Consider the following 13,241-nt stretch of genomic DNA (forward strand, 5'->3'; position numbering starts at 1 on the left):
ATAAAATATCTTTACCCAAAAATTCGGAGCTTAGACTGCCATGTATATAGACATCTTGATTGCTTGTTGCTGAAATGCTTAAGTTTAACATTTTTTAACCCTTTTACATTTTTAAACGTTTACTTTCCAAAAAGAAAGAATCAATCAAAATCAATGCCACGCCAATATTAATCGCCACATCAGCAATATTAAAAATCGGAAAATGCCAACTATCAGCATAATGCACGTGCAAAAAATCAATCACATAGCCAAGACGGACACGGTCAATCAAATTACCCAACGCCCCTGCCAGCACAAAAGTAAGCCCTGCTGACAAAACTTTGGCAATTTTTGGTACTTGGCGTAAATACACCATAATCCCAACCGACACACCAAGAGCCAATACAGAAAAAAACCATTTTTGCCAACCGCCTTTATCCGCCAAAAAACTAAACGCCGCCCCATGATTATGAGCAAGGGTAAAGTTAAAAATCGGCTCAATCACAGGCAAGGTCTGATACAGCTCAAAATTATTTTCAAAATACAGCTTGGTAATTTGGTCAATAATAATCGCCGCCACCGCCAAGCCATACCAAACAACGGCTTTATTACCGTTGATTGGTAGTGAATTGGTCGAATTCGTTACAGCCGTATTAGGCATAGTGACGCACCTCACCATTACCGACAACATTTTCCACACAGCGAGTGCAAATCTCTGGGTAGTCGGCATTTGCCCCAACATCTGATGAGATGTGCCAACAGCGTACGCACTTTTCGCCTTCGGCGGTTTTGATGCTCACCGCCACTTGGCTGTCGTCCGCTTGTTCAAAAGTAACGCCTGTTTTGTTGGCAAATGGGGCGATGTTTGCCACGCTTGAGATAAAGACAAATTTTAACTCATTGCCCAATTTTTCTAAGGATTTTAGCGTGTTGTCATCAGCAAAGACAGTAACGTCCGCCATTAAGTTGGCGTTAATCACTTTGTCGGTACGAGCGATTTCATAAGCCTTATTTACCACTTCTTTGGCGTTTAAAATCACTTGCCAATCTTCTTCGCTAATTTCACCAAGCTCAAAGACTGGGAACTCATACCATTCTTGGGTAAACACATAGCCATCTGTGCCTTTTAGCACTTGCCACGCTTCTTGAGCGGTAAATGACAAAATCGGCGCAATCCAGCGTAGCAAGGCGTGGGCAATGTGATAAATGGCAGTCTGTGCCGAGCGTCTTGCCTTGCCGTCCGCTTTGGTGGTGTACTGGCGGTCTTTGATGATGTCAAGGTAAAATCCGCCCAAATCTTGCGAACAAAAGCCGACCACCGCTTGACACACTTGGTGAAAGTCCATATTGGTATAAGACACTTTGATTTGCTCTTGCACCTTTTGGGCTTTGTGCAAAATGTATTTATCAAGGCTGATTAAATCGCTTGTCGCTACCATATCGGTTTGCGGATTAAAATCATCAGTATTGGCAAGTAAAAAACGCACGGTGTTACGAATACGGCGATACATATCGGTGGTGCGGTCAAATCCTTCTTTGGACACCGCCATTTCATAGCGATAATCGCTTGACGATACCCAAAGTCGCACAATATCAATGCCGTATTTATTGGCAAGCTCTTGTGGTTCAAAGCCTTTGGTATTGCCTTTTGATTTTGACAGTTTATAACCTTTGGCATCAACGGTAAAACCGTGCGTCAAAACTTGCTTATATGGCGGACGACCGTACACCGATTCGGCAACAAGCAATGATGACTGAAACCAACCACGATGTTGGTCAGAGCCTTCAAGGTATAAATCGGCAGGATTAGTCAGCTCATCACGATTGGCAAGTACGGCAAAGTTGGTAGAACCAGAGTCAAACCAAACATCCAGCGTATCGGTAGATTTTTGGTAAATTTGGCTGTCATTTTCGTTTAAAAAGTCGCTAATCGGTGCGTCAAACCACGCCTCAATACCGCCTTTTTCAATCACTTGGGCAACTTTTTCAATGAGTTCTGCCGTTTGTGGGTGCAAATCGCCTGTGTCTTTATGAATAAAAAACGCAATCGGCACGCCCCAAGTACGCTGACGGCTGATACACCAGTCTGGGCGACCGTTCATCATTGACTCAATGCGGTTTTGCCCCCAAGACGGTGTCCAAATCACGTTTGGAATGTCTTTTAACGCCTGTTCACGCAAGCCTTTCGCCTCCATACTAATAAACCATTGGGGCGTGGCACGGAAAATGATTGGCGTTTTGTGTCGCCAGCAATGCGGATAACTGTGGGTAATCACGGTATGATTGAGCAAATGTCCGCTCTCTTGTAGGGTGGCAATGATTTTTGGTTGGGCTTTGTAAATATGCTCGCCTACAAAGACTTTTGCCTCATCCAAATACACGCCATTGCCACCAACAGGATTTTCAGTCGGCAAACCGTTGGCACGCCCTACATTGTAGTCGTCCACACCGTGAGCAGGGGCGGTATGCACCAAGCCTGTACCGCTATCGGCTGTAACATGGTCGCCTGTGATAAATGGCACTTGACGCTCGGCAATTAAAGGGTGCTGGGCTTTTAAGGCGGTTAAATCTTTGCCGTTAATGGTGGCAAGAGTGCTGTGTTCAGCAATTTCTAAGGTTTTAACAAACTCTTCTTGCAAATCTTTGGCAATGATATACGCCCCATTTGCCGTATTTAAGACAATATAATCAAGCTCGGTGCTTGCGGTAATGGCTTGGTTGGCAGGCAATGTCCAAGGCGTTGTCGTCCAAATCACCGCTTGTAATTTGCCGTTAATGTTGGCGGTTTGGGCTAAAACTTCACGATTGACAATGTCAAAACCGACATAAACGGCATCGGATTTTTTGTTTTCGTATTCAACTTCCGCCTCGGCAAGTGCCGAACCGCAGTCCAAACACCAGTTTACAGGCTTCATACCACGCACGATATGCCCGTTTTCATAAATTTTGCCCAACGCTCGCACAATACCCGCTTCGGTGGCAAAATTCATCGTCAAATAAGGATTACCCCAATCGCCAAGCACGCCCAAACGCTTAAAATCCGCCATTTGCAAGGCGATTTGGCTTTTAGCATACTCACGGCACGCACGGCGAAACTCGGTGGCGGTGATAATCTCGCCATTTTTGGCTTTGTCTTTGTGCGGTTGTCCCACTTTGCCAATCAACTCTTCGACTTTTTGCTCAATCGGCAAGCCGTGGCAATCCCAGCCTGGCACATACGGAGCGTCATAGCCGTCAAGGGTTTTGTATTTGACAATCACGTCTTTTAGCACTTTATTGACCACGTGTCCCAAGTGAATTTGACCGTTGGCATACGGCGGGCTATCGTGAAGGACGTATTTTTCACGCCCAATGCGAGATTTGCGAATTTGTCCGTACAAATCGTCTTGATACCAAGCGTCTAGCCAAGCAGGTTCACGTTTTGCCAAATCGCCACGCATAGGGAAAGCGGTATCGGCAAGGTTTAGGGTGTTTTTGTAGTCAATTGTCATAATCGTTTCCAACACAAAATAGAAAAATAACTATGAATTATACACTAAAATGTGGCGTAAACAAACTTCAAACACAAAAGCAAAATCATGTTTAAAAAATTTTCACAAATAGAATGTAAAAAATATTTGCAAAAATATTTGGCTAATTTGGGTTAAATATGTATATAATATATATGTTTAATTTTACCTTTCACCATAACCTTAAGGATAATATCATGACAAATCAACAGCTTATCAGCTACAAAAAAGCCCCCATCTGGACAAAAGACAACATTCCCAATCGAATTTTGGGTAAACATAACACAAAAGTCGGCAGTTGGGGACAACTCACCGTATTTGAAGGACAAATCAAATTTTACGAACTCAATGATGATGAAAGTATAAAAGCCCAACATATTTTGACAAAAGACAGCGAACCGTATCTAATTGAACCGCAATCTTGGCACAAAGTTGAGCCGATTGGCGATGATTTTAAAATGCAAATTGAGTTTTTATGCACGCCAGAAGATTTTTTTGCCAAAAAATATGACATGACCGCCACACATTCTGCCGTTGTGGATGCGGTTAAAACCGTTCAGCCGTGCAAAGCGATTGATTTGGGCTGTGGGCAAGGTCGCAATGCCTTGTATTTGAGTTTGCTTGGTTTTGACGTAACGGCAAGCGACTACAATCCGAACGGTTTGGGACAGGTAACTCAGCTTGCTCAGTTGGAAAACCTTGCCATTGTACCAGAGATTTACGACATGAACACAGCCGATATTAACGGCAATTATGATTTTATGGTGGCGACCGTGGTGTTCATGTTCCTACAACGTGAACGAGTGCCTGCGATTATCAAGGATATGCAAGACAAAACAAATGTCGGTGGATACAATCTTATCGTGTCGGCGATCGATACGGCAGATTTCCCCTGTCGTATGCCGTTTTCGTTTACGTTTAAAGAAAATGAGTTAAAAGAGTATTATCAAGGATGGGAATTTGTTGAGTATAATGAAAATATCGGCTCAATGCACGCAAGGGATGAAAATGGCAATCCAATTCAGCTAAAATTTGTAACGATGCTTGCCAAAAAAGTTTAGTTGTATTTTGTAGGGTGGGCTTAGCCCACCTTACTTTTGGAAATGATATTATTTACACCTTCAAATTTTGCTCACGCCATATTAGCAAATCTTGCACATCTTGCAAAATCCCACTTTTCAACGCATCAAGCCCATCATAATTTTTTTCACCATGCAAAAAATGCAAAAATGTAACCGTCAATTCCTGACCGTACAAATCACCATCAAACTCTGGCAAAAACACTTCCAACCGCCAATCCACGCCATGTACAGACGGACGAGTGCCAACATTTGCCGTACCGAATAACGTATTTTTGTGGAAACCTGTCAAGCCATTCTGTCCATTTTTGGCAAAATTAGCAAAACTTTGTCCGTTTTCTTGTGCATTATTAAACGAAACTTCCACACCAAAAATCCCATACAATGCAGGTTTTATCCGATTTAACGCAATATTTGCCGTTGGAAAATCTAACGTGCGACCGATTTTGTCGCCATGAATAACCGTCCCTGTAATCGCATAATCTCGCCCAAGTAATTGTTTTGCTTTAGTTAAATCACCTTTTAGCAAATTTTCACGAACTTGGGTAGAGCTAATGCGTAAATTTTCATTATCAACAATTGTATGTAAATTCACTACAGGCAAACCAAACTCACGCAAAAAATCACTATCGCCCATGCGGTCATGCCCAAAACGAAAATCATCACCAAGTACCAACGATTTTACACCAATATTTTGTAAAATCTTGGCAAAATCAACGGCAGATAGATTACGAAAATCATCGTTAAACTCGGCAATAATCACATTTTGCACGCCAAAATTGTGAAGTAATGCTAACTTTTCGTTAAGATTGGTTAAACGTGGTGGAGCGGTTATAGGATTAAAAAACTCTCGTGGCTGTGGCTCAAAAATCATCACTGCATTGCTTAAATTTTGTGCATTTGCTGTGTTAATTAATTGTTGTAACATGGCTTGATGTCCCAAATGAACACCGTCAAAATTGCCAATTGTTAGTACGCAATCGTTTAATTTTTGTGAATGATTGATAAGTTGGTTTAAATAGTAACTTTTCATAGATGATTAAATTATTTTGCTAGAAGAAATGATAAAAAATTTGGCAACAGTATAAAGAAAAACCAGTAAAAAAGCTATGCAAAACACTTTTTTGTGATAATGCATTGATTTTACAATATTTTTAATTAATCAATCAATATATTCACGATTGATAAATTTTTGACTGTGCCATCAGGCAATATCACGCTGTCAATCGGTATCACGCCACGCACCGCATTGCAAAAAAACAATGCCGATATATTGGCTAAATCTTTATCGCCCAAATTTCGCTGTTGTGACCGCTGTGAGCCGAGTTTGTCTAACAGCACTTGTCGCATGACACCGTTCACGCCAGAATGTTCAATGTTTGGGGTAAACCATTGATTTTGATGGTTTAATTGATAAAAAATATTGCAAAAACTGCCTTCCACCCAGTTACCAAACATATCTTGCACCAGTCCGTCTAGCAGTTTTGGGTTTTGTTGTTGCCGTTGCAACAGTTCGTGATGAGCAAACACTTTGTCTTGGGCGTTTAAGAGTTTTAACCCTGCCAAATTTGGCGGTAATACGGCGATTTTTTGACGTAAACAGACGGCTTGAGCAGTCGGTTGTAGGATAATTTCATTGGGACGATTTGCCAAAAGTGTGGGGCTTGGCATGAGTTTTGCCCAAACATTTGTCAAACAATTGTCAAAACCATAACCACGCACCGCTTGACTTTGTCGGCAAACGACAATTTTTAGCATACCGTGTTGGATTTGGTTGGCAAGTGTTGTCAAATGTTGGTAAATTAACGGCAAATTCATATCAAGTTGCAGATTTTCACAAGCGATTTGACAGCGTTGTTGATGATAATCAAGCCAATTAATCGTACCAAACACCACCGCCATCGTGCTAAAAAAGCCATCGCCATATGCAATCACTCGCTCGTTGATGTCAATCGTGGTGATGGGCTGTGGGCTGGGGTAATTTAGGTCGTACCACATGGTTTTTTTTCCGTTAGGTTTTGGCAGTAGGTTGTGTTAAGATAATCGCTTATTATACCAGTTATCGGCGGTTATCGCTGTTTTTTGTCAAATTTTAAGGCGTATTATGCACACATCAATTTTATCTTTACCAACATCTGCCGATTATCATTTTATAGTGATTGGCAATCCGATTGCTCATAGTAAATCGCCCGAATTGCACCAATCTTTTGCCAAACAAACAGGCTTAAACATTCATTATGCTCGCCAACTTTGCCCCAATGATTTTGACAGTTTTGTCGCTGTGGCGGCAAGTTTTTTTAACGGTGGCGGAACAGGTTTAAACATTACTGTGCCGTTTAAAGAAATGGCGTTTGAACTGTGCCAAACCCTTTCTCAAACAAATCAGGGCAATTTGTCCGAATATGCGTTGGTGGCGGGTGCGGTGAACACGCTTGCCATCAAGGATGGCAAACTGTACGGCGATAATACGGACGGTCGTGGTTTGGTGGCGGATTTACGCTCAAAAGGCGTGGATTTGGACAGCAAAAATGTGGTAATTTTGGGAGCAGGTGGGGCAACTCGTGGGGCGATTTTGCCGTTGCTCAACGCCAATGTAAAATCATTGCACATTGCTAATCGTACCGTTGAAAAAGCGGAAAATTTGGCAAAAATGTTTGATGATAATCGTATTACTTTTTCAAATTTGACGGATTTGCCAAATAATGTTGATGTTATTATCAATGCCACGTCAATCGGATTAAGTGGTGAAAAATTGCCGTTTAACGATGATTTAACCACCGATTTTGCGTACGATATGATGTATGGCAAGCCGTCTGCGTTTTTGGATTTTTTTAAGGCGAAAAATGCAAATATTTCAGACGGTTTGGGAATGCTTGTCAATCAAGGGGCGTTAAGTTTTGAGTTATGGACAGGCGAAAAAGTGAATTTAACGGATTTTACATTTTAATCATTTTAACCATAAAAAAACCGCCAAATTTGACGGTTTTTTATTTGGGAAATGTTGGCAAAAATCAATAATAACCCATGATTTTCCACCAAACCAAACCGACAACAAGCCACACAATACAGTTTACCACACTCACCACAAAGCCTGCTTTCCACCATTCGCCAAGCGTAACAAAGCCTGAACCAAAAACCACAGGGGCAGTTCCCGTACCGTAATGGGTCAAACTCATCATCAAGTTACCTGCCGCTGCCAAAATCAACGCATACAACATCGGCGGTGCACCCAACGCAAGCCCAACGCCATAAAAAGCGGCAAACATGGCGGTAATGTGGGCGGTGGTACTGGCAAAAAAGTAATGCGTATAAAGATAAATCAAAGTCAAAATCGCACACGCACCGACCCAGCCCACGCCCAAATGTCCGATACCTGTCTGGATATTGTCGGCAAACCATTTGATTAAGCCCAATTTATCCAAGAAAGTCGCCATCATAATCAACGCTGAAAACCAAATCACCGTATCCCAAGCCGATTTTTGTTTTAACGCATCGTCCCATGTCAAAACGCCTGACAACAGCAAGGCTGACAAACCGATAAATGCGGTCGCTGTCGCATCAACCTTGAACGCATCGCCCAAAATCATCGCAGGAATATTCGCCCACAAAATTAACAACAACGCAAACACGCCCAACATAATTTTTTCATCTTTGCCCATATCGCCCAGTTCTGCGAGATTCTTTTTGGCGTATTCGGTGGCGTTTGGTGTTTCTTTTAACTCTGGTGGATACAATTTATAAATCACCAACGGCATGATTAACAAACACGCAATCCCAGGTAAAAACATGGCAATCGCCCACGTTGTCCAACTTAACTCAATCTGTTTGCCTGTCGCTTCGGCAACGAATTTTACCACCAAAGGGTTGGGGGCGGTAGCAGTGATAAACATACCTGACGTAATAGGATTGGTATTATAATTTACCAATGCCAAATAACGCCCAACTTTGGTACGGCTGGCATCATTATCGCCTTTTGAATCTAGCGATTCTGAAATCGCTTTCATAATTGGGTGAATAATACCACCACCACGAGCGGTATTTGATGGGGTAATCGGTGCTAACACCGTTTCGGCAATTGCCAACGCATAGCCAATACCCAACGTTTTTTTGCCAAATATCGAAATAAAATAATAACCAATGCGACTGCCCAAGCCAGTTTTTGTCAAACCATACGAAATAATCACCGCAATCGCAATCAACCAAATCAACGAATTGGAAAAACTGGACATCGCATCTTTTAACGCATCGGCAGGTTTATCACTGGTAACGCCCGTTACCGCAACCAATGCAATCGCAAGAATAGACAATGCCCCAATTGGCATCGCCTTGCCAATAATAGCGACAATCGTGCCAATAAATAATGCCAACATATGCCACGCATTGGGCTTGACCCCTTCTGGCACAGGAATGACAAACCAAATGATGAGCGTAATCGCCACCGCAATCAGCATGGGAATTGGTTTAAAACCCAACTTGATATCATGTTTGTTTGGGTTTGGTTGATTTGTGGTCATAGTTACCCCTTGTTTTTGCTTTTTCAAATACTTCATTGTTTAAATAAACCATTTGAAAAATTTCTTGTAAAATTTAGTTACATATTAACATGATTTTCGCAACATTCTAAGGGGATATACCAAAGTATTTGTTAAAAAAAAAGCCCATAACTTTTTATTATGGACTTTTTGCAAAACATAAAAATTTGCAATATTTTACCGAATAAAACGTGAAACTTGCGATAAAATTTCATTAATTTCGTTGTTGGCTTCGGCTTCTTTGTTGGTATCGCCATCTGGTGTTAATTGGTCAAATACTTGTGGCAACAAATCCGCCATGCCTTGACACACTTCGCCTTCGCCACAGCCTGTTTGTTGGGCGACTTGTTGAATTTGTTGCTGACCGAATAATTGGGTGATATCGTTTGGATTTAGGCTTTGGTTTGGTTGATTGGCACTCATCCACGAGTTGGCTTGTTGTCCAAACCCCATATTTTGCACCTTACCCAACGCACCACTTAGACCGCCATTTTGCTGAATAAAATTCAACGCCAACGGCAACAACGCCACCATCAACGCACTTTTACCACCATTACCACCGCTTTGACCGCCCAACACACTGCCGAGCACTTGCCCCAACACATTGCCTTGCGACTGTACTTGCGGTTGATTTTGGTTCATCGCCATGCCTGCCATGCCAATCAGGTCATCAAGCCCAAAACCGTCGCTCAAATTTACACCAGACGATTGTCCACCGCCCAACACGCTGCCGAGCATACCGCCAAGACCACTATTTTGCGGTTGCTGTTGTTGTGGTTGCTGACCTTGCATTGCACTTTGTGCCACTTGGGTGATCAAATTGGTTAATAAACTCATAAAAAATCCTTAAAATTGGTTAAAAATTGCTGAAAAAAAGCATAAATCCATTGTAAAGCAATTTTGTAAAATTTAAATGGTAAAATTGTTAAAGCTTAACGAACTTTTGCCAAAATTTTTAACATTCGCCAACTCTCGCTATCCACTTGGTCTTGCCAAATCGCCAAACGGTATATTTTGTCAAACGGTTCAAACACATCAAAGGTCAAAATTAACACCACGCCCATATCGTCAATTTTTTGTAACGTGGCTTGATACACATCATTTTCATAGCCGTAAGGCGTGATGAAATAGCCGTCAAAGGTCTGAATATGCCATTGCAAAAAATCATAATCGCCATCATGACTAAGCTTTGTCAAAAGGCTACTGATAGCGGTCAAATGGGGCTGTTTCACCTGTGCAAACCACACGCAAGCCCCCAAAAACAACACCAATGCCAACTGATAAGCCCACACAAACGGCAACAGCCAAATCACCACCAACAGCAACGCACAAAAACCGCCAATGACACAAAGGCGGTAAAAACTTGCGGACAAGGCACAATCAATCTGTATGGGTGTGGACATTATTGGCTGTCGGCTTTGAGTTGTTTGAGTTTGGCAATGAGTTCAGCATAGGCGGGTTTTGGCGTTTGGTTAAACAAAAACCAGTCTAGCAAGTCTGGGTCTTCCTCTTCTACTAGGCTTGCAAAGGTGGCTTGTTCGTCAGGGCTTGCGGTGAGATAGTGTTCACGCACATAGGGGTCTATGTAGTAGTCCAGTTCTTTTAGTCCACGTCTGGCTCGGTAGATGACTTTGCGTTGTTCTAAAGTGGGTTCTTGGGTCATTTTTGTTCTCTTTTTCGTGTTTAGATAATTAAAAAATATTGTTTTTTTTAAAGAAAGAAATATGTTTTATACTTCAATCCTTTTTTAATATTTCTAACATCTATTTTAATAGATTATTTTCACTGTTAATTGTGTTAATGATGATGTCTTTTTGTTCTAAAAGTTCTTGTTGGTGTTAGATTTTTTGTTGTAATTTGTCCATTTCGGTTGAAAGGGCGTTTGAGCCGTGATAATAATTGGTGTGATAATCACCATTATAGCCATTAACAATAGAGATGATAAAATTATTCTCATCTGTGTTCATTAATTCTTCAACTTTGATACCGAATACATTGGCAATTTTTTCTAAACTTTCTATGTTTGGTACGCTTTCGCCACGTTCTATATTGGCGTAACCGTTTTTGGATAGGGTTGCTTTTTCTGCCATTTCTTCTTGCGTCCATTGATGAATTTCTCGTAATTTACGGATTTTTTCATTGAGTTCCATAGACGACCTATTACAATGGTTTTTAAAAACTAGTGGATTGGGTTAAAAAACCCAATGGGGTTGGTTGTAGATTTATACATACCTCTATACAATAAATCACAGAATAGACAATATTCTGTTAAAATTATTTATATCATTTTTCCTATTCATTCTAGCAAAAAGGACATAGAAATGGCAACATCTTTGACAAAATTAACACTTTTATCTGGCTGTATCGCTACCGCCTTAACATTAACTGCTTGTGGCAGTGATGCTACTTCTAATGCTATATCGCAGTTGCAAAATGGGACTGTCGCAAGCCCTTTAAAAGTTAGCATTCCAAATGTCGGACAAGAATTGATTTTTGGTACAGGTACAGGTACACCTACTGTAAACTTTGCCGAAACTGTTGCGAATAAAAAATATTATGCTCGCTTTGCTCACTGTAATCAAACTTGTGATGATATCCGCATTGGTGAAATGAATTTTACAATGAAAAATACCAGTGGTAATTTATCCATGAGTGATGTAACTGTTGATAAACGTGGTAAAATTAATTTTGATAAAGATAAAGTAGCACATTATACAGCACTTAGCACAGGAAAAGTAGGTTTAACAAGTTCAAATCTTACCTTAGTTGATAAAAATACCAACAGCTATCGTTTACAATTAACACCTGCAAATAGCACCGATGACAAATTACCAGATACTAATATTCGTATTTATTTTAATGATAATGGCGTTCATGTTGCAGGTGCAGATGATCACTATTTATTTGTTGCTCAATAATTGGCAAATCAACCAAGTGGTTGGGGAGGGAAACAAGATGTTACTAAATCTGCCGTTGCAGGTAAATGGAACGCCGTTCAAACCGATGAGAATTTAACCGTAACCAAAAAATCAACATCAGATATCCATACCGATGAAATTACACAAGGGGCTTCGCCTTTTATTGCTAATGATGGTGAAATCCATAATGGTTACTATAAAAATCTCGGTGCTGGCTATGTATTTGGTTATACTGGTAACAATGCTGTTCTACAATCAGATGCAGAAAATTATGACGGTATTTATGGTATGATGCTAACCGCTCCCGATAACCAATTTGGTATTGGTTATGCTGCTCATGATGATAAATCTTTCTTATTATTTAGATGATTTATTCGCATAATCAAAAAGACTAAAATTATTTTTAGCCTTTTTTTATCAAAATTATTTTTCCAAAAAAAGTCCTTTGTCTTTAAACATACACTCATCAAACACCGCACATTTGCCACATTCGGGCGTTCTTGCCTTACAAGTATAACGCCCATGCAAAATCAAATAATGATGTGCATCAAGCATAAACTTGGACGGAATGCGTTTTACCAAATTATCTTCCACCTCTCGCACGTTTTTGCCTGTCGCTAAACCTGTGCGATTACCAAGCCGAAAAATATGCGTATCCACCGCCATTGTCGGCTGACCAAATGCGGTGTTTAGCATGACGTTGGCGGTTTTTCGTCCCACGCCTGCCAGACTTTCTAAGTCTTCACGAGTATTTGGCACTTGACTGTCAAATTTTTCAATCAAATCTTTGCAACATTTAATCACGTTTTTGGCTTTGCTATTAAACAGTCCGATGGTTTTGATGTATTCTTTTAAGCCGTCTTCGCCAAGTGCAAAAATTTGTTCGGGTGTGTTGGCAATAGGAAAAAGTTTGCGTGTGGCTAAATTGACGCTGACATCGGTGGCTTGGGCGGATAAAATGACGGCGATAAGTAATTCAAAATTTGTTGAGTATTCTAATTCAGTTTCGGGTTTTTCTATAACTTGTGAAAGTTTCTCAAAAAATTTTTGTACGTTGGCTTGCGACATTCGTCTTGATGGGGGCGTGTCGGCTGTTTTTGTTTTTACTGTTTTTGTTTTTACCATTTTTGTTTTTACTGTTTTTGGTTTTTGGGTTTTTGATATTGTCATTTTTTATTTCTCAAACGTTGCTTTCATAATTGGTCTATCTTTTTCAAATCCATA

At 40.7% G+C, this 13,241-nt stretch carries 14 protein-coding genes; 4 read left to right on the top strand and 10 right to left on the bottom strand.

Annotation, left to right across the window (positions count from 1 at the left end):
* Nucleotides 1–103: 103 nt before the first annotated feature.
* Both lspA and ileS read right to left on the bottom strand, forming a co-directional pair.
* Nucleotides 104–640 carry a signal peptidase II gene (gene lspA, locus ACGTJS_RS02185; protein WP_315040809.1) on the bottom strand — a complete coding sequence of 179 codons (537 nt, stop codon included), beginning with the start codon at nucleotides 638–640 and terminating at the stop codon, nucleotides 104–106.
* Entirely contained in the window at nucleotides 633–3,470 is a 2,838-nt protein-coding gene (ileS, locus tag ACGTJS_RS02190) for an isoleucine--tRNA ligase (protein WP_410472678.1), read from the bottom strand. Before ileS ends, lspA begins: the two co-directional genes overlap by 8 nt.
* 215 nt (nucleotides 3,471–3,685) lie before the next feature.
* Between ileS and tehB the strand changes: the two genes are divergently transcribed.
* Nucleotides 3,686–4,549, top strand: coding sequence for an SAM-dependent methyltransferase TehB (gene tehB, locus ACGTJS_RS02195; protein WP_410472679.1), 864 nt, complete (start codon nucleotides 3,686–3,688; stop codon nucleotides 4,547–4,549).
* A 52-nt stretch (nucleotides 4,550–4,601) separates the two neighbouring features.
* Here tehB and ribF read toward each other — a convergent pair whose 3' ends face one another.
* Together ribF and ACGTJS_RS02205 are read right to left on the bottom strand one after the other, a co-directional pair.
* A complete protein-coding gene (gene ribF, locus ACGTJS_RS02200; RefSeq protein WP_315040819.1) occupies nucleotides 4,602–5,600 on the bottom strand; it encodes a riboflavin biosynthesis protein RibF in 999 nt (332 codons plus the stop codon).
* Between the two features lie 125 nt (nucleotides 5,601–5,725).
* The gene (locus ACGTJS_RS02205; protein WP_315040821.1) at nucleotides 5,726–6,565 is read right to left on the bottom strand and encodes an aminotransferase class IV; all 840 of its coding nucleotides are present in this window, start codon (nucleotides 6,563–6,565) and stop codon (nucleotides 5,726–5,728) included.
* 106 nt (nucleotides 6,566–6,671) lie between these two features.
* Between ACGTJS_RS02205 and aroE the strand changes: the two genes are divergently transcribed.
* Entirely contained in the window at nucleotides 6,672–7,514 is an 843-nt protein-coding gene (aroE, locus tag ACGTJS_RS02210) for a shikimate dehydrogenase (RefSeq protein ID WP_410472680.1), read from the top strand.
* A 64-nt stretch (nucleotides 7,515–7,578) separates the two neighbouring features.
* Here the strand turns inward: aroE and ACGTJS_RS02215 are convergent, their stop codons facing one another.
* The 5 genes from ACGTJS_RS02215 to ACGTJS_RS02235 all read right to left on the bottom strand — a co-directional run bounded on the left by ACGTJS_RS02215 (nucleotide 7,579) and on the right by ACGTJS_RS02235 (nucleotide 11,249).
* Entirely contained in the window at nucleotides 7,579–9,039 is a 1,461-nt protein-coding gene (locus ACGTJS_RS02215; RefSeq protein WP_315040891.1) for an anion permease, read from the bottom strand.
* Nucleotides 9,040–9,276: 237 nt separating this feature from the next.
* Nucleotides 9,277–9,936: a YidB family protein gene (locus ACGTJS_RS02220; RefSeq protein WP_410472681.1), complete on the bottom strand. Its 660-nt coding sequence runs from the start codon at nucleotides 9,934–9,936 to the stop codon at nucleotides 9,277–9,279.
* A gap of 95 nt (nucleotides 9,937–10,031) precedes the next feature.
* Entirely contained in the window at nucleotides 10,032–10,502 is a 471-nt protein-coding gene (locus tag ACGTJS_RS02225; protein WP_410472682.1) for a protein YgfX, read from the bottom strand.
* Nucleotides 10,502–10,762: a succinate dehydrogenase assembly factor 2 gene (locus ACGTJS_RS02230; RefSeq protein ID WP_410472683.1), complete on the bottom strand. Its 261-nt coding sequence runs from the start codon at nucleotides 10,760–10,762 to the stop codon at nucleotides 10,502–10,504. Before ACGTJS_RS02230 ends, ACGTJS_RS02225 begins: the two co-directional genes overlap by 1 nt.
* A gap of 175 nt (nucleotides 10,763–10,937) precedes the next feature.
* Entirely contained in the window at nucleotides 10,938–11,249 is a 312-nt protein-coding gene (locus ACGTJS_RS02235) for a helix-turn-helix domain-containing protein (protein WP_410472684.1), read from the bottom strand.
* Between the two features lie 171 nt (nucleotides 11,250–11,420).
* Here ACGTJS_RS02235 and ACGTJS_RS02240 point away from each other — a divergent pair, with 171 nt between their 5' ends.
* Nucleotides 11,421–12,017 (top strand): hypothetical protein, encoded by a 597-nt coding sequence (locus tag ACGTJS_RS02240; protein WP_410472685.1) that lies wholly within the window; start codon nucleotides 11,421–11,423, stop codon nucleotides 12,015–12,017.
* Nucleotides 12,018–12,386: a hypothetical protein gene (locus ACGTJS_RS02245; protein WP_410472686.1), complete on the top strand. Its 369-nt coding sequence runs from the start codon at nucleotides 12,018–12,020 to the stop codon at nucleotides 12,384–12,386.
* 54 nt (nucleotides 12,387–12,440) lie between these two features.
* Here the strand turns inward: ACGTJS_RS02245 and nth are convergent, their stop codons facing one another.
* Nucleotides 12,441–13,187 carry an endonuclease III gene (gene nth / locus ACGTJS_RS02250; RefSeq protein ID WP_410472687.1) on the bottom strand — a complete coding sequence of 249 codons (747 nt, stop codon included), beginning with the start codon at nucleotides 13,185–13,187 and terminating at the stop codon, nucleotides 12,441–12,443.
* Nucleotides 13,188–13,241: the final 54 nt, after the last annotated feature.

It is taken from the genome of Faucicola mancuniensis (genome assembly GCF_046523945.1).
Lineage (GTDB): Bacteria > Pseudomonadota > Gammaproteobacteria > Pseudomonadales > Moraxellaceae > Faucicola > Faucicola mancuniensis.